Below are 20,923 nucleotides of genomic sequence, written 5' to 3'. Positions count from 1 at the left end.
CTGACGCGCCAGAGTTGTTCAATGCGTTTGCACGGATCGAGGTAATCCATGACGCAGGACGACCCATATGGCACGACCCGTCGCCCGTCAGGGCGCTTTGATGAGCATGCTGCTCTGGCGAGTGAGGTCATTTCCATCCTGAAGGACCGGCAGGTCGTGGGCCCGTCGGGTGCGCGGCAGATTGCCGTCGACTATCTGGTGCGTGTCGTCACGACGCGCGTGGATTTCGACGCGGCCCTCGTTCTTGAAGAGATGAGCGCCTACCGGCTGACCCATGATGCGCTGATTGATCTGTATATTCCCAAGGCCGCCGAACATCTGGGCGACATGTGGATGACATCCGATCTGGATTTCGCATCCGTGACCGTCGGTGCCATGCGCCTGCAGGCGCTGCTGGGCGAGGCTGCCCATGGCCTGACGCGGGTCCACACGGATCACAGCGACACGCCGCATGCCCTTGTTGTCGTCCCCGAGGCCGAGCAGCATTTCCTGGGGGCCAGCGTGGTGGCAGCCCAGTTGCGGCGCCTGGGCTGTGATGTCGGCATTTCCATCAACGAGAGCAGCGCGCATCTTCTTGGTCGGGTTGAATATGACCGCCCGGACATGGTCCTGTTCTCGTGCGCGCGCGCCAGTGCCCTTGAAACCATACGTAGAAGCGTTAAAAAGATCAGACAACTTGGTGATGTACCGCCTGTTCTGGCCTTGGGGGGCCCATGCGCGGTGATTGCCGAAACAACAAGAGACCAAACAGGCGTCGATCTGGTGACCAATACGGCTAAGGATGTTGTCGGCTTCGTGACGAAGCGCAAAAAGGCATTGGGCCGTAGATGACAACAGATGGCAGCAATTTCTGGACAAGTGGCTCTGTCCCGCTCATCGAGCCGGAATTCCTGAGCAGCATCATTGCGGCGGCGTCCGACATTGCGTTGGTCGTCTCGGCAGAGGGCACGATCCTGTCCGTGTTGCTGAACAGGCAGGATGACAGCTTTGGCAATCTCAGCCATTGGGAGGGCCGCTCGGTCATCGATTTCCTGACTGACGAGAGTATCGAGAAGTTCCAGCACGCCCACGATGCCTATATGTCCGGTCAGCCGCCGCGCAAGCCGCTGGAGCTGAACCATTCCGACAATGCCGTCTGGCAGTATCCCGTGCGCTATACCTTCCACCGCTTTGGCCAGGAAAACGCCGTTTTGCTGTTGGGCCGCGATTTGCGCCCCATTGCCGAAACCCAGCAGCAGCTGGTTCAGGCGCAGATTGCCCTGGAACAGGGGTACGAGGCCCGGCGCGAATTTGACGCCCGGTACCGCGTTGTCATGTCCAATGTGGACGATGCCGTGGTGTTCGTATCCGTGCAGACCGGACGGATCGAGGATGCCAATGCGCAGGCCGCCGCCGTTCTGGGCCTGAAGCCCGAGGCGTTGATGGGTGCCACGTTTGCCAGCCTGTTTTCCGACAGGTCCGGTGCCGAGCTGACCGAAAGCCTGATGAATGCCACGTTGACCGATGATGGCACCCCCGTGGCCGTGCGCACCTCGCGCACCCGGCAGGCTGTTGATCTGTATCCCGTGCTGTTCCGTGCGTCGGGGCAGCGGGTGTTGATGTGCCGTTTGGCCGGCGAGGCCGTGGTTCAGGCGCCCGACAGTGCCGCCCGTCACGCCGCCTCTTTGTTCCGTGGCACCACGGATGCCATTGTCTTCATGGATCCGCGCGGCACCACATTGTCCGTCAACGATGCCTTCCTGGATCTGGTGGGGGCCGCCCATCTGTCGGATGTCGTGGGCCAGTCGCTGGCCGAGTATCTGTCGCGGGGTCAGATCGACCTTGGTGTCCTGCTTGAGAACGCGGCCCGGTCGGGGCAGATGCGCGTCTATGCCACCCGTCTTGTCAACGATCTGGGTGCGCGCGTTCCGGTCGAGGTGTCGGCCACCGCCCTTGAGGATGCCGAAAACCCCGCTGTCGCCCTGATCATCCGCGATGTCAGTCGTCTGGATGCGGTGCGCAAGCCCGAAGGCGGCGGATCGTCCAGCATGCCCGAACCCGGCCGCAACGTGATGGACCTGGTGGGATCGGCGTCGCTGAAGGAGATCGTGGCAGAAACCACCGATGTGGTCGAGAAGATGTGCATCGAAACAGCCGTGAACCTGACCCGCAACAACCGCGTCGCCGCGGCCGAGATGCTGGGCCTGTCGCGCCAGTCGCTTTATGTGAAGCTGCGCAAATACGGGCTGCTCAGCAAGGACGGCTAGCGCAACTGTCAACCTTGCGCCGACTCAAAGTGTCAGTCATAGTTGACACATGGATGTCAGCCCTTCCTTACCTACGCGCCGATTTCCCGAGCCTGCGGCGGCCCTGCGTCTGATCAAGCCGATCACGTGGTTCCCGCCGATGTGGGCCTATCTGTGTGGCGTGATCTCGTCCGGGGCATCGCCCGTGGGTCAGTGGTACCTGGTGTTGCTGGGTGTGTTGCTGGCGGGGCCCATCGTGTGTGGGATGTCTCAGGCCGCCAATGATTGGTGCGACCGTCATGTGGATGCCATCAATGAACCGGACCGTCCGATTCCATCGGGGCGCATTCCGGGCCGGTGGGGGCTGTGGATTGCGCTGGCCATGTCCGCCTTGTCCCTGTTTGTTGGCTGGCAGTTGGGTCCATGGGGCTTTGCCGCGACCATTGCGGGCGTGCTGGCGGCGTGGGCCTATTCCGCTGAACCTGTCCGCCTGAAGCGGTCGGGCTGGTGGGGTCCGGGGCTGGTTGGGCTGAGTTACGAGACATTGCCATGGATCACCGGGGCCGCCGTGCTGAGTGCGGGTGCGCCGCGCGCCGAGGTGCTGATCGTCGCGCTGCTGTACGGTCTGGGCGCGCATGGCATCATGACGTTGAACGATTTCAAGGCGCTTGAGGGCGACCGTCAGATGGGTGTGAATTCACTGCCTGTCACCCTTGGCCCGCGCCGCGCCGCGCAAGTCGCCTGTGCCGTGATGGCGGTGCCGCAGGCTGTGGTGATTGCGTTGCTGGCCCTGTGGGACCGTCCGGCCCATGCCGCCGGTGTCGCCCTGGTGCTGCTGGTGCAGTTCTGGGCCATGCGGATCATGTTCCGCGATCCCAAGGCCAAGGCCCCGTGGTACAATGGCACGGGTGTGCTGCTGTATGTCTCTGGCATGATGATTGCCGCCTTTGCGCTGCGGGGGCTGACATGATTGCGGGCTGGGGCATGCTGGCACGCTTGTGCCTGGTCAACGCCGCCATCGGTGGTTTGGCCGCGCTGCCTGTGAACCTGTTCAACCGGTTGATGACGGTCGAACTGGCGCTGCCCGCGCTGCTGCCCGGGTTGCTGGTGGCGCTGCATTACGGTGTGCAACTGACCCGGCCCGTTTGGGGGCATCGGTCGGATGTAAAGGGCGGGCGGACGCCCTTTATCCTTGGTGGGATTGCGGTGGTTGCTTTGGGTGTGCTGGGGGCGGCGTGGGGTATTCTGCTGGCCGAGACGTCGGTGACGCTGGCGCTGAGTGTTTGGGTTCTGTCCTATGCGGCCATTGGCCTGGGCATCGGGGCGGCGGGCACGTCATTCCTTGCGCTGCTGGCCTGCGTGACCGGACCGCGCAAAGGGGCAGGGGCCACGCTGGCGTGGTTGCTGTTGATTGCGGGCGCGATCCTTGCCTCTGTCGGGACAGGGATCGCGTTGGAGCCTTACAGCCCCGACCGATTGGTGTGGGTTGTGGCCGCAGTCTGTGCCATCGCGTTCCTTATGTGCGTCATTGCGACGGCTGGCGTCGAAAGCCATGCGGAGTTCGAGCATGTGCCGGACGACACGCCGCTGGGTGCCGCGCTTAAACGGACGTGGGCGGACCCGATTGCGCGGCGGTTCACCGGCTTCGTGTTCCTGTCGATATTGGCCTTCTATCTGTCCGAATTGATCTTTGAACCCTTTGCCGGGCATGTGCATGGCCTTGGTCCCGAGGACAGCACCAAGCTGTCGGGCGGCAAGGATGGTGCCGCCCTGTTGGGGATGATTGGCGCCGGGGTGCTGTCGCATCTGCGCATCGGGTCGCTGCGGTTCTGGGCGGTGACGGGCTGTGTGCTGTCGGCGCTTGGGCTGCTGGGTCTGGGCCTGATGATGCCGCTGGTGCCGTCAACCGTGGTGCTGGGCCTTGGCAACGGTCTGTTTGTCGTGGGTGCGGTTGGGTCGATGATGCAATTGGCCGCTGCCCATGCGCGCAGCACCGGCACACGGATGGGTGTCTTTGGGGCTGCCCAAGCCATCGCCGCCGGTCTGGCCGGTCTGGTCGCAACGGGGATGTTGGACCTGACCCGTCTGATCCTGCCGGATGCCGCGGCTTACGGCACTGTTTTCACCTTTGAGGCGGCGCTGTTCCTGTGCGCGGCCATCGTCGCCGCCCGCGTGATGCAGGCGGCCGACACCAATGATGCAACCTTGGTTCCGGGGGAATGATCTGATGTATGATGTCGTAGTTGTGGGCGGGGGACCGTCCGGTGCCACCGCTGCCGAGGATCTGGTCCGCTCGGGGCACTCCGTCGCCCTTCTGGACCGCGAGGGGCGGATCAAGCCCTGCGGCGGGGCCATCCCGCCGCGCCTGATGCAGGATTTCCATATCGGGGAAGAGCAGTTGCTGACCAAGGTCACAACCGCCCGCATGATTTCCCCCACGGGCCGCCGCGTCGATATCCCGATCGAGAACGGGTATGTCGGCATGGTCGACCGCAAGGATTTCGATCCGTTCCTGCGCCAGCGCGCCGCAGATGCCGGTGCGGCGTATTTTACCGGCACCTTCGTGCGTATCGACCGGCCCGATGGCCATCCGGTTGTGATCTATCGCGACAAGACGACCCAGGAAAACATGGAACTGCCCTGCAAGCTGGTGATCGGGGCCGATGGGGCCAAGTCCCGCGTGGGCCAGGCCGAGGTCGAAGGGGCGGACAAGGTGCCACTGGTCTTTGCCTATCACGAGATCATCAAGGCCCCGCCTGCGACGGACGTATATGATCCGCAGCGTTGCGACGTGATCTATGACGGGGCGATTTCGCCCGATTTCTACGGCTGGGTGTTTCCGCATGGCAGCACCACAAGCGTCGGCATGGGGTCCGAACAGGCGTCGGTGAACCTCAAGGAAGCGACGGCGGCGTTGCGTGTGGCCTCGGGCCTCGAACATTGCGAGACGCTGCGCAAGGAAGGCGCGCCCATTCCGCTGAAACCCATGGACCGCTGGGACAATGGCAAGGACGTCGTGCTGGCAGGCGACGCGGCGGGGGTTGTGGCCCCATCGTCGGGCGAGGGCATTTATTACGCGATGGTCGGGGGCCGCGTGGCTGCGACGGCCTGTGCCGCCACCCTGGCCTCGGGCCGGGTGAAGGACCTGAAACTGGCCCGCAAGCTGTTCATGCGCGAGCACAAGACGGTCTTTCGGGTCCTGGCGTCGATGCAGAACGCGTATTACCGCAACGACGACCGGCGCGAACGCTTTGTGTCACTTTGTCACGACATTGATGTGCAGCGTCTGACCTTCGAGGCGTATATGAACAAGAAGCTGGTCAAGGCGCGCCCCATGGCCCACCTGAAGATCGGCATCAAGAACATGGCCCACCTGACCGGATTGGTGAAGGCGAACCACGTATGACGATCATGATCCCGGCCTGGGTCGACGGTGTGTTGACCCCGGTTGAAAAACTCGAAGCGCATCAGCGCGGGCTGAAGCACAAGGCGGTGTCGGTGTTTGTCATTCGCGGCACCGAGGTGCTGTTGCAGCAACGCGCGATGGGCAAGTACCACACGCCGGGTCTGTGGGCGAACACCTGTTGCACGCACCCCGAATGGGACGAAGCGCCGTCTGTCTGCGCCGCCCGGCGCCTGAACGAGGAATTGGGGATTACCGGCGTGCCGCTGGATCACCGGCATCACCTGGAATACCGCGCCGAAGTGGGGGGCGGATTGATCGAACACGAGGTGGTTGAGGTCTATCTGGGCCGGGTGCGCGGTGATCTGACAGTCGTCCCCAACCCGGACGAGGTGATGGCCCATGAATGGGTCGACTATCACGACCTGATGGCCACCGTGCGGCGCCACCCGGACCGCTTTACCCCGTGGCTGCGCATTTACCTGTCGGAACATTCTGACGTGATTTTCGGCGCCGATCTGGTCCAAGCGGCGCGGGTGTGACGACCGACATCTATCTTGTGTACCTTGCGGCGGTTGCTGTCTTTTTTGCCACGCCCCCGGATACCAGCCAGCTGTTGATCATCGCAAATTCCATGAAGCATGGGCTGCGCCGCAGCCGTTGGGTCATCGCCGGTGATCTGAGTGCGAATGTCCTGCAAATGACGGCTGCAGCGTTCGGCCTGGCTGCGGTGATCGCAACCTCGGCCACGGCTTTTGGTCTGATCAAATGGCTGGGGGTTGCCTATCTGGTCTGGATCGGGGTGCGCATGATGCTGTCCAGGGGCGCGCCCACGCAGGCGCGGACGGACGCCGCCGCCCATCCCGCGCGCCTGTTCCGGTTGGGATTTGTCACGTCGATGACCAACCCGTTTGCGGTTGTCTTCTTTGCCGCGCTCTTTCCGCAGTTCATCGCGCTTGACGCCCCGGTGCTGCCACAGCTGTTGATCCTTGGGGCCACCTATCTGTGTGTGGATGGTGCCACGCTTTTGCTGTGGGGCTGGGCGGGGGACCGGGTGGCGGCCCGGTTGAACGCATCGCTGGCCGTGATCAACCGGCTGTGCGGGGGCCTGATGATCGGGGCCGCCGCGCTCTTGGGCCTCAAGGACATCACGCCGCAGCGTTAACGCTAACGATTGAAGCCAACCTACTATGGTCTTAAGACGTCCGGGTATTCCATGCGGAGGACGCGGGCGTGGCGGACGACAAAATCTATGATCTGTTTGTGATTGGCGGCGGCATCAACGGGGCCGGTATTGCCCGGGATGCAACGGGTCGGGGTCTGAGCGTGGCACTGGCCGAGGCTGGCGATCTGGGCGGGGCCACGTCAAGCGCGTCGACCAAGCTGTTTCATGGCGGGTTGCGCTATCTGGAGTTCTTTGAATTCGGGCTGGTCAAATCCGCGCTCAAGGAACGCGAGGTGCTGCTGAAGGCCATGCCGCATATCAGCTGGCCCATGCGTTTTGTCCTGCCCTATGCGCCCGACATGCGGTTTGACAGTGATACGCCCACGTCGCGCCTTTTGCGCAAGGTGATGCCGTGGGTGGAAAAGGGGCGGCGGCCGGCATGGCTCGTGCGCCTTGGTCTGTTTCTTTATGACAATCTGGGCGGACGCGAGATTTTGCCAGGCACCAAGACGCTGGACCTGACAACCGCGCCCGAGGGCGCGCCGCTCAAGGACCGGTTCAAGATGGCCTATGAATACAGTGACTGCTGGGTCGAGGATTCCCGGCTGGTCATGCTGAACGCGCGCGATGCCGAAGCGCGCGGGGCCACGATCCTGACGCGCTGCGCGGTGAAAGAGGCGACGCGCGACGGTGATGTGTGGCGGATCGAAACGGAAAAGGGCACGTACCGCGCCAAGGCGCTGGTCAACGCGGGTGGTCCTTGGGTGGCGGACATCCTGACCGGTGTCATGCGCCAGAATACGCAGCACAACATACGGCTGGTGCGCGGGTCGCATATCGTGACAAAGCGGCTATATGATCATGACAAATGCTACTTCTTCCAGGGCACCGATGGGCGCATCATCTTTGCCATTCCGTACGAGCAGGACTTTACCCTGATCGGAACAACGGACGCGGAACATACGGATGCGGACACCAGGCCCGCGATCACGGACGAAGAACGCGATTACCTCTGTGCCTTTGCCTCGGAGTATTTCGAAAAGCCGATCACGGCAGCGGATGTCGTCTGGACCTATTCCGGGGTGCGCCCGCTCTATGACGACGGTGCCTCTTCGGCGACGGCCGCGACACGCGATTATGTGCTGGCACTGGATGACAATGGCCCGCCGGTGCTGAGCGTGTTTGGCGGCAAGATCACCACCTATCGCAAGCTGGCCGAGCAGGCGCTGGCCAAGATGGGATTGGGTGAAAAATGGACCGCAGGCGTGCCCCTGCCCGGCGGGGATTTCAAGGTGGCCGAGGTTGGGTCGCTGACGGCGAAGTTGCAGGCAGATTACCCGTTTCTCGACCCGAAATGGGCGGGGCGCCTGATCCGGGCATACGGCACCGAAGCGTGGGATGTCCTGGGGGACGCACAGACACCGGATGATCTTGGTCCGGCGTTCGGGGCGACATTGACGGGCGCGGAACTGAAATGGATGATGACGCGCGAATACGCGGCCCGCGCGGAGGATGCGCTGTGGCGGCGGACCAAGCTGGGTCTGCGCCTGACAGAAGATGAACGCGCCGCCGTCGAGACTTGGATGAAGGACAACGCCGCATGACCCATATTCTTGCCATCGACCAGGGCACCACATCCTCGCGTGCGATCATTTTTGATGGGGACATGAAACCCGTCGCGTCCGCGCAACAAGAGTTCACACAGCATTTTCCCAACAGCGGGTGGGTGGAGCACGACCCGCAGGACCTGCTGGATACGGTGAAATCCACCTGCAAGGACGTGATGGAGCAGACCGGCCTGAAAGGGTCTGACATCGCGGCCATCGGCATCACCAACCAGCGCGAAACCACCGTGATCTGGGACGCCGAAACCGGCGCACCGCTGCACAACGCCATTGTCTGGCAAGACCGGCGCACCGCGCAGATGTGCGAAGGGTTGCGGGCCGAGGGGCACGGCGACCAGGTCACCGCCATCACCGGTCTTCTGCTTGATCCCTATTTTTCGGCGACCAAGGTAAAGTGGATCCTGGACCAGCACGATGGGGCGCGCGACCGGGCACGGGCCGGCAAGCTGCTGTTCGGCACGGTGGACAGTTTCCTGATCTGGCACATGACCGACCGCAAGGCGCATGTGACCGATGCCACGAACGCCGCGCGCACCATGCTGTATGACATCCACAAGGGATCGTGGAGCCCCGAGATGTGCGCCATGCTCGACATCCCGATGGAGATGTTGCCCGCAGTGCAGGATTGCGCGTCGGACTTTGGCGTCACGGACGTACTGGGGGACAAGACGCCGATCTACGGCGTCGCGGGTGACCAGCAGGCCGCCACGATCGGTCAGGCCTGTTTCCAGCCGGGCATGTTGAAATCGACCTATGGCACGGGCTGCTTTGCGCTGCTCAACACGGGTGACGCGCCGGTGGCGTCGAACAACCGCTTGCTGACAACCATCGCCTATCAGCTGGACGGCAAGCCGACCTATGCGCTGGAGGGGTCCATCTTTATTGCCGGGGCGGTGGTGCAATGGCTGCGCGACGGCCTGGGTATCATTGCGACGGCGGCCGAAACGCAGGCGCTGGCCGAACAGGGCAGTGGCAATGTCACGTTGGTGCCTGCCTTCACCGGTCTGGGCGCGCCGTACTGGAACCCGGACTGTCGGGGGGCCCACCTTTGGCCTGACCCGCGATACGGGGCCCGCCGACATGGCCCGCGCCGCGCTGGAAAGCATCGGCTTCCAGACCCGCGACCTGTGGGAAGCGATGCGCGCCGATTGGCCGGATGCGGGCGATGCCGTGCTGCGCGTCGACGGCGGCCTGAGCGCGAATGACTGGGCCATGCAATTCCTGTCGGACATGCTGGGCGCGCCCGTCGACCGGCCTGCCGGGGTCGAGACGACGGCCCTTGGTGCCGCGTGGCTGGCCGGTATGCGCGCGGGCCTTTACCCGGACATGGACGGCTTTGCCGCCACGTGGGCCCGCGAGGCCCGGTTTGATCCGCAGATGTCCGAAACGGATCGCGATGCAGGCTATGCCCGCTGGCAGCGCGCCATCGCGGCGACCCAGGCCGTCTAGGCGCGCGGGCCGACGGTCACCTCGATCTTTCCGATCCCGTCAATGCCGCCGGTCATCACGTCGCCCGGTACCACCGCACCGACCCCGGCCGGGGTGCCCGTCATGATCAGGTCACCCGGCGCCAGCGTCATGGCCTGTGACAGGTATGCCACGTGATCGCGCACGGGCCAGATCAGGTCAGCGATGTCCGCGTCCTGCCGCACCGTGCCGTTCACGGCCAACCAGATGCGCCCGTGGTCGACACTGGGCACGTCCGCCAGCGGCACAAGCGGCGACATGGGCGCGGACAGGTCGAACGCCTTGGCCCAGTCCCAGGGGCGGCCCATCTTCTTGGCCTCTGCCTGCAGATCACGGCGGGTCAGGTCGATGCCCACGCCCGCGCCCCAGACATGATCCATCACCGCATCCGGCGCGATGTCTGCGCCGCCCCGACCGATGGCAATCACCAGCTCGATCTCGTGATGCAGGTCCTGCGTCAGCGGGGGATAAGGTACCGTACATGGGCTGTCGACGACCGCATCGCCGGGTTTGGTGAAGAAAAACGGCGCCTCGCGATCCGGGTCCTTGCCCATTTCCCGCGCATGGGCGGCATAGTTGCGCCCGACGCAAAAGATGCGGCGCACCGGAAACCGGTCGGGCGTGCCTGCAACGGCGACAGTGGCTTGGGGCGGTTGGGGGATCACGAATGTCATGGCGCGGGTCCTGCAATTGATGCGGCCAGACGACCGCAGTTTTCCGGCGGCGTCCAGCCCAATTGCGGCGCGTGCCTTAGGTAAACCTTGATGGGTGGCCGATAGTGGACTAACTTAGCTAAACAGACGGGAGAAGGCCATGCAATTCAGTGTACATGCCGCCAAGACACAGCTCAGCAAGCTCATCGACGCGGCCTTGTCGGGCGAAGACGTGGTGATTGCCAAGGGCACGCGCCCGGTCGTGCGCCTTGTGCCGATCCGCCAGTCCGGCTTTGCGCTTGGCACGCATCGCGGACAATTGGGCGCGGTGCCTGATTTCCTGACCCCGATGGATGAGGCGGATCTGGACATCTGGGAAGGCGGCGATGACCCGGACAGGCCGTGACGGCCGTCCTGCTGGACACGCATGCCTGGGTCTGGTCCTTTGCCGATGATCGGCTGTTGTCCGACCGCGCCCGTGCCGCGATCACAAAGGCGGACACCGTTCTGGTCAGCCCCATCAGCTTTTTCGAGATCGGGCAGAAGGTGCGTGTCGGCAAGTGGCCCGACATGCGGGCACTGGTCGATGACCTGCCGAACATCCTGTCGGATCAGGGCGGCGTGTCCGCGCCACTGACACCCAACATCTGCCTGCGCGCCGCCCTGTGGGACTGGACCCACCGCGATCCGTTCGACCGGTTGATCGCGGCCACGGCGGTCGAGACCGGGCTGACCCTGATATCAGCCGATCGGGCATTTGACCCGCTACCGGACCTGCGCGTCATCTGGTAACTTAACATAATTCACATTACCGGAAATATCGCGGTCTTGCCGAACTGGCAGCCCACTGGCAGACTTCACCAAAAAGGGAGACGCCCATGGCCTTGAACACCTCCGCCGCTCAGATGGTCGCAAGGGCGCGCGCGCGCATTCCCGAGGTTGAGACAGCCGCAGCCATCAAGATGGTGGATGACCCGAACGTGGTCATCGTCGACATCCGTGATGTGCGCGAACGCCAGCGCAGCGGGTTCATCCCCGGGTCGGTCCACGCGCCACGCGGCATGATCGAATTTTGGGTCGATCCCGAAAGCCCCTATTTCAAGGACGTGTTCGGGCAATCGGACAAGACCTACCTGTTTCACTGCGCCTCGGGCTGGCGATCGGCCCTGACGGTCGCCACATTGCAGGACATGGGATTTGATGCGGCCCACCTGCGCGAAGGGTTCTCGACCTGGGAAGCACAAGGCGGCCCGGTCGAGAAGGAGGACAAGACATGACACCCGACATGACGTGCCAACCGACGGTGACCCCGTTCTTTGACGCCCGGTCCAATACCATCTCGTATGTGGTGCAGGAACCGGACGGTGCAGGCTGTGCGGTGATCGACGCCGTGATGGATATTGACTATGCCGCCGGGGCCCTGAACTTTGACGGCGCCGACAAGATGATCGCGCATATGCGCGCCAATGACCTGCGGCTTGACTGGATCATCGAAACGCATGTCCATGCCGACCACCTGTCCGGCGCGCCCTATATCCAAGAGGCTCTGGGCGGCAAGATCGGGATCGGCGCCAAGATCACAGAGGTGCAGGACACCTTTGGCAAGGTCTTCAACGAAGGCACCGAATTTCAACGCGATGGCTCGCAATTCGACGCGCTGTTTCAGGACGGCGACACGTACAATGTCGGCGCGATGCCCTGCTTTGCCATGCACACACCCGGCCACACGCCCGCCTGCATGGTGCATGTGATGGGCAACGCGGCCTTTGTGGGCGACACGCTGTTCATGCCTGACGGTGGCTCGGCCCGTGCCGATTTCCCCGGTGGGGACGCGGGCGCACTCTATGACAGCATCATGCGGGTGCTGTCCCTGCCCGACGACATGCGCCTGTTCATCTGCCACGACTATGGTCCGGGCGGGCGGGCCATTGCGTGGGAAACCACGGTGGCCGAACAACGCGCGGCCAACATCCATGTGGGCAAGGGCAAGACGCGCGAGGATTTCATCACGTTTCGCACCGAACGGGACAAGCAGCTTGCCATGCCCAGCCTGATCATCCCGGCCCTGCAAGTGAACATGCGGGCCGGCGAAATCCCCCGCGACGATGCGGGCGACATGGCGCTCAAGGTGCCCTTGGGCAAGCTGTGACCCTTCATTGTTCCGGCAAATATGCCCCCCGGAGGGCCCGGTGATCCCAAGCGCCCCCTTGCCAAGCCGGGCGCACGGGCCAACACTGCGCCCATGACCCTCTCGACCCGTATCGATGGCCACCGCGATGCGCTGATCGCGCTGACCCGGGACCTGATCCGCATTCCAACGCTGAACCCGCCGGGGCGGCACTACCACGACATCTGCTTGCTGGTCGGTGACAGGCTCAGGGCACACGGCTTTGACGTGCAGATGATCCGCGCCCACGGCACGCCGGGCGACAGCGACACCTACCCGCGCTGGAACGTGATGGCCCGGCGCGACGGAAAAACCCCCGGTGACTGCGTGCATTTCAACAGTCACCACGACGTCGTCGAGGTCGGGCAAGGCTGGACCCGCGACCCGTTCGGCGCGGAGGTCGAGGGCGACAAGATCTATGGCCGCGGGGCCTGCGACATGAAGGGGGGCCTTGCCGCCTCCATCATCGCGGCGGAGGCGTTCATCGAAGAGCATCCCGGCTTCACCGGCGCGGTCGAGATCAGCGCCACGGCAGACGAGGAATCCGGCGGCTATGGCGGTGTCGCCTATCTGGCCGAACAGGGGCTCTTTGACCCCGCACGCGTGCAACACGTCATCATCCCCGAACCGCTGAACAAGGATCGCATCTGCCTGGGCCATCGCGGCGGCTGGTGGGCCGAGATCGAGACAAAGGGCGAGATCGCCCACGGCTCCATGCCCTTTCTCGGCGATTGCGCGGTGCGGCACATGGGGGCCGTGCTCGACAAGTTCGAAAGCGACCTTTACCCGGCCATGGCGCAGCGCCGCACCGACATGCCCGTGGTGCCCGAAGGCGCGCGGCAATCGACGATGAACATCAATTCGATCCATGGCGGCCAGCCGGAACAGGCCGAAGACTACGACGGCCTGCCCGCCCATTGCGTGCCCGACAGCTGCCGCATCGTGATCGACCGGCGGTTTCTGGTCGAAGAAAACGTGGACCAGGTGCGCGGCGAAGTGGTTGACCTGCTCGAAGGGCTCAAAGCGACCCGCGACCGTTTTGAGTACGAGATGCGCGAGTTGAACGTGGTCCTGCCATCCATGACCGACAAATCCGCACCCGTGGTCGAAACCGTGCACGCCGCCATTCAAAGCGTGCTGGGGGTGGAACCGACCTATGTCGCCTCCCCCGGCTCCTACGACCAAAAGCACATCGACCGCATCGGCAAGCTGCGCAATTGCATCGCCTATGGTCCGGGCGAATTGGAACTGGCACACAAGCCCGACGAATGGGTGGGGATCACCGACATGCTCGACAGCGCCAAGGTGATGGGCAAGGCGCTGGAAACCCTGCTTTTGCCCTGATCCAAACGGCAGGGGCCGGTTTGTGGCCCCTTGATATGTTGTCACCGGATGTGCATTTTCAGATCCGGAAGGACACCGAAGATATGGCCAAGACAAACAGCGCAACCGTTGCCCGCAGCGCAACCACCGGAAGGTTCACCATCCGCAAGGACGGTGGGGATACGTCCGAGCACGCCTCGGACAAGAAGACACCAAAGGTCGTGCGCAGTTCCATCAGCAAAAACAGGGACGCCCTGCAGCGGCTGGCCAATCGGTAGGCGGCATTACCGCATCAAACTCGGTGACGTTCTTGAAGCGCACGAACAATCGCTTGAGGCGTTTGGCGGACTGCCGGGCATCTGCAATCTCGACAGTATTCTGGGCGCAATTGGGCGCCCCTATCACGGCTATCATCTGCCCATCCACAAAAAGGCGGCCGCTTTGCTGCACGGCTTGGCTACATCGCATGGGTTCAATGACGCGAACAAGCGCACCGCGTGGCTGACCACCGAAGTCCTGTGCCTGAACAGTGGCTACGACCTCGCCGTTCTAAAGGGTGACAGGATTGACGATGTGGTTGTCGATGTTGTGACAGGCGATATGCCTCAGGACGTGCTTGAGGCGTGGTTTCTTGCGCGGCTGACAAAACTTGACACCTGATCGAACGCGACGCCGTTTATTCCAAAGGCACATCAATATTGTCGATCAGCCGCACACCCGCCATGTAGGCGGCGGCAAACAACCGGGCAGGCTGCGTCGCGCGGTTGATCAAGGTCAGCGTGTCGTTGGTCCGCATTTCCAGATAATCAATATCGCCAAACCCGGCTGCGGCCAGCCGCGCCTTGGCATCCGGCACCAGCGCTCCCATGTCCGCACCCTGCCCCAGGGCTTCGGCCATCTCCTCCATCACCGCGTGCAACGCCGCCGCCCGGGCCCGCGCCTGATCGGACAGCAACAGATTGCGCGACGACATGGCCAGCCCGTCGATCTCGCGGATCGTGGGGCACCCCACAACCTCGACCCCAAGATCCAGATCGCGCGCCAGCCGCCGCACCACCTGCAATTGCTGGAAATCCTTTTCGCCGAAGAACGCCAGATCGGCGGATGTCTGTGTGAACAGCTTGGTCACCACCGTCGCAACCCCATCGAAATGTCCCGCCCGATGCGCGCCACACAGCACATCCGTGAGACCTGCCACGCTGATGTTCGTGGCAAAGCCATCCGGATACATCTGCGGCCCATCGGGGACGTAAATCGCGTCGACCTCGAACCGCGCCAGCTTGCGTGCGTCTTCGTGTTCGGTGCGCGGATAATTCTCCAGGTCTTGCGGGTTGTTGAACTGTTTGGGATTCACAAAGATGGTCACGATCACCCGGTCACTCATGTCCTTGGCGCGGGCAACAAGGCTCAGATGCCCGTCATGCAACGCACCCATGGTGGGGACGACACCAATGGTTTCACCGGCCCGTCGCCAGCCGCGTGTCATCTCGCGCAGTTCGGACAGACGGCGCACAATCGGTGCGGTCATGGCGTGGTCCCTGGGGCGGCATCGCCAAACACGTGATCGGGGCCGGGGAACCGGCGGGCGCGCACATCCTCGGCATATGCGGCAATCGCGGCGGCACCTTCCGCGCCCAGCTCGGCATAGCGTTTCACGAATTTCGCCTTGAAGGCGGTAAAGAGGCCCAGCATGTCATCCACAACCAGGATCTGCCCGTCACACCCCGCAGAGGCACCGATGCCGATCGTGGGGATACGGATGGACTGGGTGATGTCATCGGCCAGGCTCTCCGGCACTTTTTCCAGCACAACGGCAAAGGCCCCTGCCCCGGCCACCGCCTTGGCATCCGCGATCAGGCTCGACGCCGCCTCGCCCCGGCCCTGGACCTTGTAGCCGCCCAGCGTGTTGATCGATTGGGGGGTCAGGCCGACATGCGCCATGACCGGAATGCCGCGGGCCACAAGAAACGCAATCGTGTCGGCCATGGCCATCCCGCCTTCCAGCTTGACAGCCCCCGCGCCGGTATCGGCCATCAGCCGTGCGGCATTGCGGAACGCGTGTTCGGGCCCTTCCTCGTAGGACCCGAAGGGCATGTCGATCACCATCATCGCAGAGGACAGGCCCCGCGCGACGGCCCGCCCGTGCATCACCATCATGTCCATGGTCACGCCAAGGGTCGACGGCAACCCGTGCAGCACCATGCCAACGCTGTCGCCCACAAGCACAAAATCGCAATGCGCATCCATCATCTGGGCCATTGGCGTGGTATAGGCGGTCAGGCTGACGATGGGCGTGCCGTCCTTCATGGCCCGGATATCATCGGGCAGCGGGGCGGATTTGCGGGCGGTGGCGCTCATGTCCATGTCCTTCGCACTGTGTCGTTGCGCGCCCATAGCAGGCCGGGGGCGGCGCTGTCACCACCCGGGGTCGCAACGTCACGGGGGCAGGGCACGGGTCATGCCCCGTCCGCCACACGGGGCACAGGGGGGCTTGCGTGACGCGGGCTTTGGGGGAAAGCTGGGCCAGAACCGTATCGAAGGGGAGATTGCCATGTTCAACCGACTGACGATGACCACCGCCGCCGTCGCACTTGCCGCCTCGGGTGCCTGGGCCAAGACCGACATCACTGTCGCGATGCAGCTGGAACCCCCGCACCTCGATCCGACCTCTGCCGCGGCCGGGGCCATCGATTCGGTGCTGTATTCCAACGTGTTCGAGGGGCTGACCCGCTTCATGGGCGACGGGTCGGTTGTGCCGGGCCTCGCGGCCAGCTGGGAAATCTCGGATGACGGGCTGACCTATACCTTCACCCTGCGCGATGGCGTGACCTTCCATGACGGCACCGCGATGGACGCCGAAGACGTGAAATTCACCTTTGACCGCATCCTGGCCGAAGACAGCGCCAACGCGCAAAAGGCGCTTTATGCCGCGATCAGCGCGGTCGAGGTGGTGGATGCGCAAACCGTTCGAATGACGCTGTCGGACCCCAATGGCAACCTGCTCTTCAACCTCGCTTGGGGCGATGCCGTGATCGTGGCCCCCGAAAGCATCGAGACCATCAAGCAACAGCCCATCGGCACAGGGCCCTTCAAATTCGATCAATGGACGCAAGGCGACAGTATCCGGATCAGCCAATATGACGGGTACTGGGGGGATGCGCCTGCGCTGACGCAGGCCACGTTCAAGTTCATCTCGGACCCGACAGCCGCCTTTGCCGCCATGATGGCCGAGGATGTGGATGTGTTCACCGGCTTCCCGGCCCCCGAAAACCTGCCCCAATTCGAGGCGGACCCCCGCTTCCAGGTCCTTGTGGGCAGCACCGAAGGCGAGACGATCCTGTCCACGAACAATGCCCGGCCGCCCTTTGACGATGTGCGGGTGCGCCAGGCCGTGGCCCATGCCATTGACCGACAGGCGATCATCGACGGGGCCATGTTCGGCTATGGCACGCCCATCGGCACCCATTTCGCGCCCCACAACCCGGCCTATGTCGATTTCACCGGCGGGTCGGCGCATGATCCGGCCAAGGCCCGCGCGCTTCTGGCCGAGGCAGGGATGGAAGCAGGGTTCGAAACCACGCTGCACCTGCCCCCGCCCTCCTATGCCCGCCGCGGGGGCGAGATCATCGCCGCGCAACTGGCCGAGGTCGGGATCAAGGCCGAGATCATCAATGTCGAATGGGCCCAATGGCTGGAAACCGTGTTCCGCGGCAAGGACTTTGGCCTGACCATCGTCAGCCACACGGAACCGATGGACATCGGCATCTATGCCAACCCGGACTATTACTTCCAATACGACAATCCGGCATTCCAGGAATTGATCGCAACGCTGAACAGCACGACAGACCCGGATACGCGGACCAACCTGATGGAAAAAGCGCAGGAAATCATCGCCGGCGACGCGGTCAACGGGTACCTGTTCCAGCTGGCGCAACTGTCGGTGGCCAAGGCAGGTGTACAGGGCCTGTGGACCAACGCGCCGACGCAGGCGACCGACCTGACCGGGGTAAGTTGGGCGGAATGATCATTCACATGGCGGGCAGCCGCCCGAGCCTGCGGGCCAACCCCGACTACTTCACCGGTGAGGTCTGGCAAGACCCGATCATCTCTGCCGAACCGCCCGCGCGGCTGCATGCGCTGGCCGTGCATTTTGCACCGGGCGCACGCACGGCCTGGCACACCCACCCGCTGGGCCAGACCCTGCATGTGACCCAAGGGGCCGGGCTGGTCTGCTTGCGGGGCGAAGCGCCGCAACAGATACGGCCGGGCGATACGGTGTGGATACCGGCCGATGTCGAACACTGGCACGGCGCAGCACCGGACACGGCCATGACCCACATCGCCATGCAAGAGGCGGTGGATGGCGCGGCGGCCACGTGGCTCGAACAGGTCAGCGACGCCGACTACACAGGGTAGGGTAGAGGGGGGCCAGCCCCCCGGCTGCGCCTCCCCCCGGAGTTTATCTGGCAAGATGAAAGAGCTTGTCTCGCACCTCGTCCCGGATTGGGCCGTTGCGCGGTGTGTCCCTGAGCATTGTAAACCAGTGCGCGGGCGGGTTTTTGCCCCGCCGGTTTCCGTCAAAACGCAAGGCGCGCAGCACCTCTTCGGCATCTGCGCCAACGTGATCAGGGATTTCCTGCCCGTTCAAGGTGGCCCAGACCCCCGTCCACAGCCGACCCACCGACCACGGGTTATAGCCACCGCCACCCAGCACCAGCAGGCGCGGGGCCAGGCCCATCAGGGCCCGGACGATATCCCAATGTGCGTTGTTCGACAGGGATAGATGCGCCTGCGGGTCTTCCTCGACCCCGTCCGCGCCGCATTGCAGGACGATGGCATCGGGCTTGAAGGTCGCCACGCGGGGCAGGATGACCTGATCCCGGATCAGCGCCATCTCATCGTCGTTCAGGCCACGCGGCACGGGCAGGTTCACCAGCGTCTCCGTCGCCCCAAGCGGGCCCGTGCGCGGCCAAAGCCCCTCCTCGTGGACCGAGATCATCAGCACGTCCGGATCGTCGGCAAAGGCGACCTCGACCCCGTCGGGATGATGCGCGTCGATGTCGACATAGGCCACCCTTTGCACCCCGTTGCGTTGCAGGGCAAGGATCGCGAGGACCGGGTCATTCAGGTAACAGAACCCCCCGGCCCGGTCCGGCATCGCATGATGCGTGCCACCCGCCGGATGATAGACGATGCCCCCGTCGCGCAGCAGCTCTCCGGCCAGCAGCGACCCGCCCGCCGCGGTGGCGGGGCGGCGGTACATTTCGGGAAACACGGGGTTGTTCGGCGTGCCCAGACTGTGCCGCGCCTTCACCTCTGCCGAAACCATCTGCGTCGCCTCTGCGGCATGCAGCGCCGACAGGTAGTCCGGCGTGTGCCAGATGGTCAGCGCCTGTGGCTTGGCACGCGGGCTGGGCAGGTACACGTCAGGCGGCAACCAGCCCATGGCCCGGCTCAGGTCGATGACCGTGGACACCCGCGGCACCCGCAAGGGGTGCCACGACCCGTAGGACGATCCGCGATAGATCTCGGACCCAATGAAAAGCGGGCGCTGCATGGCCCATACATAACCGTCCAGTCCGTCGTGGCGAGGGGTCAGGCCGCCGCAGCCCCCATGTGCTCTGCCCGCGTCAGCCAGCCGGCAATCTTTTCCGGCGTGGCAAGCTTCACCGACCCAAGCTGCACCACGGTCTTTGGCTTCACGCCCACGAACTTCATCACCTGATTGCGCATGACCCGGCGGCCGGGGCTGCGATACAGCAACGTGTCAATCAGTGGCGGCGTGTCGGACGTGATGATCGCGTCACCCGTCCGCCCCTCAAGCAGCTTGTCCCAGCCCATGCCGCGCCTATGGTACTTGTAGGCAAAGCCCGATTGCAGGCCCGCATCCATCACGGCCTTGGCCTGCGCGGGCATCGCGCCCCACCAATAGGGGTGCACGATCATCACGTGATCGGCCCAGCGGATGTTGTCCTGCCAGGCCTGCACATCCGGCGACAGCGTGGCATCCGCGTCATAGCCGGTTTCCGTCGCCATGTCCGACAGGTGCATGATGCGCACCTCCGCCCCCTTGGCCCGCGCGCCCGCCGCATAGCGCTCGGCGAGGGCCGCGTTCAGGGACCCGGGTTTGGGATGCGCCACCCAGATGAAAATACGTTTGGTCATATCTGTTCTCCATCACTTTGCTTTGGTTCAGTTCGCTTGACACAGTGTCAATTGACAGCCTGTCAACTATGTGCTTCTTGACAGTATGTCAAGTAATCCGATCGATACCCCGACCAAAATCCTGCGCGCCACGCTCACGCTGCTGGAACAACCGCAGGCCAAGCTGCCCACCATGTCCGACATCGCGCGGGCGACAGGCATCAGCCGGCAGGCCGTGTACCTGCACTTTCCCAGCCGCACCGACCTGCTGGTGGCCGCGACCCGCTATCAGGACCGGCAGAACGCCGTTGACGCGGCCCTCGCCCCCAGTCGCGATGCGCGTTCGGGTGCAGAACGGCTTGACGCGTTTGTCACCGCTTGGGGCAACTACATTCCGAAAATCTATGGCGTCGCCCGCGCCATCATGGCCGTGACCGACACAGATGCCGAAGCGGCCGCCGCCTGGAACACCCGCATGCAGGACATGCGCGAAGGGTGCGCCGCCGCCGTGCAGGCCCTGTCTGACGACGGCACCCTGCCCGATGGCACCGATCTCGAGCAAGCGACCGATTTGCTGTGGACCCTTCTGTCCGTGCGCAACTGGGAAAACCTGACCCAGACCTGCGGCTGGTCGCAGGACTGCTATGTCGCCACGATCCGGGGCATGGCGATGGCCGCGTTGGCCCGCGACCTGGGCGCGCTCACAGACGTGCTTGCCTGCACCGACCCGCCCGCCTAGCCTGCGGGCAAC

The 20,923-nt window shown here is 63.9% G+C and carries 23 protein-coding genes and 1 pseudogene; 19 read left to right on the top strand and 5 right to left on the bottom strand.

From position 1 onward, the window contains the following. Window positions 1-48 precede the first annotated feature (48 nt). The 9 genes and pseudogenes from Q0844_RS20375 to glpK all read left to right on the top strand — a co-directional run bounded on the left by Q0844_RS20375 (window position 49) and on the right by glpK (window position 9,867). Complete coding sequence (locus Q0844_RS20375) at window positions 49-831, top strand: cobalamin B12-binding domain-containing protein (protein ID WP_299048981.1); 783 nt, start codon at window positions 49-51, stop codon at window positions 829-831. After that, on the top strand, window positions 828-2,246 hold the full coding sequence (ppsR, locus tag Q0844_RS20370) for a transcriptional regulator PpsR (RefSeq protein ID WP_299048979.1): 1,419 nt from the start codon (window positions 828-830) through the stop codon (window positions 2,244-2,246). Before Q0844_RS20375 ends, ppsR begins: the two co-directional genes overlap by 4 nt. A gap of 49 nt (window positions 2,247-2,295) precedes the next feature. After that, a complete protein-coding gene (chlG, locus tag Q0844_RS20365) occupies window positions 2,296-3,195 on the top strand; it encodes a chlorophyll synthase ChlG (protein ID WP_299048976.1) in 900 nt (299 codons plus the stop codon). A 14-nt stretch (window positions 3,196-3,209) separates the two neighbouring features. Further along, window positions 3,210-4,448, top strand: coding sequence for a PucC family protein (locus tag Q0844_RS20360; protein ID WP_299048973.1), 1,239 nt, complete (start codon window positions 3,210-3,212; stop codon window positions 4,446-4,448). A 4-nt stretch (window positions 4,449-4,452) separates the two neighbouring features. After that, entirely contained in the window at window positions 4,453-5,631 is a 1,179-nt protein-coding gene (locus Q0844_RS20355) for a geranylgeranyl diphosphate reductase (RefSeq protein ID WP_299048970.1), read from the top strand. Beyond that, complete coding sequence (gene idi / locus Q0844_RS20350; protein WP_299048967.1) at window positions 5,628-6,170, top strand: isopentenyl-diphosphate Delta-isomerase; 543 nt, start codon at window positions 5,628-5,630, stop codon at window positions 6,168-6,170. The genes Q0844_RS20355 and idi overlap by 4 nt, the downstream gene beginning before the upstream one ends. Next, the gene (locus tag Q0844_RS20345) at window positions 6,167-6,793 is read left to right on the top strand and encodes a LysE family translocator (protein WP_299048965.1); all 627 of its coding nucleotides are present in this window, start codon (window positions 6,167-6,169) and stop codon (window positions 6,791-6,793) included. Before idi ends, Q0844_RS20345 begins: the two co-directional genes overlap by 4 nt. 68 nt (window positions 6,794-6,861) lie before the next feature. Further along, entirely contained in the window at window positions 6,862-8,397 is a 1,536-nt protein-coding gene (gene glpD, locus Q0844_RS20340) for a glycerol-3-phosphate dehydrogenase (protein WP_299048962.1), read from the top strand. Then, a pseudogene (gene glpK, locus Q0844_RS20335) lies at window positions 8,394-9,867 on the top strand (glycerol kinase GlpK). Before glpD ends, glpK begins: the two are co-directional and overlap by 4 nt. Here glpK and Q0844_RS20330 read toward each other — a convergent pair. Next, window positions 9,864-10,559, bottom strand: a complete 696-nt coding sequence (locus Q0844_RS20330; protein WP_299048959.1) for a fumarylacetoacetate hydrolase family protein — start codon at window positions 10,557-10,559, stop codon at window positions 9,864-9,866. The pseudogene glpK and the gene Q0844_RS20330 overlap by 4 nt on opposite strands. A 139-nt stretch (window positions 10,560-10,698) precedes the next feature. Between Q0844_RS20330 and Q0844_RS20325 the strand changes: the two genes are divergently transcribed. The 7 genes from Q0844_RS20325 (at window position 10,699) to Q0844_RS20295 (ending at window position 14,688) form a co-directional block, all read left to right on the top strand. Next, the gene (locus Q0844_RS20325; protein ID WP_299048956.1) at window positions 10,699-10,944 is read left to right on the top strand and encodes a type II toxin-antitoxin system prevent-host-death family antitoxin; all 246 of its coding nucleotides are present in this window, start codon (window positions 10,699-10,701) and stop codon (window positions 10,942-10,944) included. After that, complete coding sequence (locus Q0844_RS20320; protein ID WP_299048955.1) at window positions 10,941-11,330, top strand: type II toxin-antitoxin system VapC family toxin; 390 nt, start codon at window positions 10,941-10,943, stop codon at window positions 11,328-11,330. Before Q0844_RS20325 ends, Q0844_RS20320 begins: the two co-directional genes overlap by 4 nt. Before the next feature lie 86 nt (window positions 11,331-11,416). Next, the gene (locus Q0844_RS20315; protein ID WP_299048952.1) at window positions 11,417-11,815 is read left to right on the top strand and encodes a rhodanese-like domain-containing protein; all 399 of its coding nucleotides are present in this window, start codon (window positions 11,417-11,419) and stop codon (window positions 11,813-11,815) included. Then, on the top strand, window positions 11,812-12,687 hold the full coding sequence (locus Q0844_RS20310; RefSeq protein WP_299048950.1) for an MBL fold metallo-hydrolase: 876 nt from the start codon (window positions 11,812-11,814) through the stop codon (window positions 12,685-12,687). The genes Q0844_RS20315 and Q0844_RS20310 overlap by 4 nt, the downstream gene beginning before the upstream one ends. Window positions 12,688-12,780: 93 nt before the next feature. Further along, a complete protein-coding gene (locus Q0844_RS20305) occupies window positions 12,781-14,049 on the top strand; it encodes an acetylornithine deacetylase/succinyl-diaminopimelate desuccinylase family protein (RefSeq protein ID WP_299048948.1) in 1,269 nt (422 codons plus the stop codon). An 83-nt stretch (window positions 14,050-14,132) separates the two neighbouring features. Beyond that, window positions 14,133-14,306: a hypothetical protein gene (locus Q0844_RS20300; protein ID WP_299049071.1), complete on the top strand. Its 174-nt coding sequence runs from the start codon at window positions 14,133-14,135 to the stop codon at window positions 14,304-14,306. Next, the gene (locus Q0844_RS20295; protein WP_299049066.1) at window positions 14,299-14,688 is read left to right on the top strand and encodes a Fic family protein; all 390 of its coding nucleotides are present in this window, start codon (window positions 14,299-14,301) and stop codon (window positions 14,686-14,688) included. Before Q0844_RS20300 ends, Q0844_RS20295 begins: the two co-directional genes overlap by 8 nt. Window positions 14,689-14,704: 16 nt before the next feature. On the opposite strand, the gene panC is transcribed toward Q0844_RS20295, so the two are convergent. Next, a complete protein-coding gene (gene panC / locus Q0844_RS20290) occupies window positions 14,705-15,556 on the bottom strand; it encodes a pantoate--beta-alanine ligase (protein ID WP_299048946.1) in 852 nt (283 codons plus the stop codon). Further along, entirely contained in the window at window positions 15,553-16,386 is an 834-nt protein-coding gene (gene panB, locus Q0844_RS20285) for a 3-methyl-2-oxobutanoate hydroxymethyltransferase (RefSeq protein WP_299048944.1), read from the bottom strand. The genes panC and panB overlap by 4 nt, the downstream gene beginning before the upstream one ends. Before the next feature lie 193 nt (window positions 16,387-16,579). On the opposite strand from panB, the gene Q0844_RS20280 reads away from it, so the two are divergent. Further along, window positions 16,580-18,052: an ABC transporter substrate-binding protein gene (locus Q0844_RS20280; protein ID WP_299049065.1), complete on the top strand. Its 1,473-nt coding sequence runs from the start codon at window positions 16,580-16,582 to the stop codon at window positions 18,050-18,052. Then, the gene (locus tag Q0844_RS20275; RefSeq protein WP_299048942.1) at window positions 18,049-18,444 is read left to right on the top strand and encodes a cupin domain-containing protein; all 396 of its coding nucleotides are present in this window, start codon (window positions 18,049-18,051) and stop codon (window positions 18,442-18,444) included. Before Q0844_RS20280 ends, Q0844_RS20275 begins: the two co-directional genes overlap by 4 nt. Window positions 18,445-18,487: 43 nt before the next feature. Here Q0844_RS20275 and Q0844_RS20270 read toward each other — a convergent pair whose 3' ends face one another. Further along, on the bottom strand, window positions 18,488-19,585 hold the full coding sequence (locus tag Q0844_RS20270) for an acetoin utilization protein AcuC (RefSeq protein WP_299048939.1): 1,098 nt from the start codon (window positions 19,583-19,585) through the stop codon (window positions 18,488-18,490). A gap of 38 nt (window positions 19,586-19,623) precedes the next feature. Then, window positions 19,624-20,193 (bottom strand): NAD(P)H-dependent oxidoreductase, encoded by a 570-nt coding sequence (locus Q0844_RS20265; protein ID WP_299048936.1) that lies wholly within the window; start codon window positions 20,191-20,193, stop codon window positions 19,624-19,626. 85 nt (window positions 20,194-20,278) lie between these two features. Here Q0844_RS20265 and Q0844_RS20260 point away from each other — a divergent pair, with 85 nt between their 5' ends. Beyond that, a complete protein-coding gene (locus tag Q0844_RS20260) occupies window positions 20,279-20,911 on the top strand; it encodes a TetR/AcrR family transcriptional regulator (protein ID WP_299048933.1) in 633 nt (210 codons plus the stop codon). The last annotated feature ends 12 nt before the right edge of the window (window positions 20,912-20,923 follow it).

Origin of the sequence: uncultured Tateyamaria sp., from assembly GCF_947503465.1 — a bacterium.
Classification (GTDB): Bacteria; Pseudomonadota; Alphaproteobacteria; order Rhodobacterales; family Rhodobacteraceae; genus Tateyamaria.
Note: the sequence above shows the minus strand (reverse complement) of the source record. Positions and strands in the feature narration are given on the sequence as shown.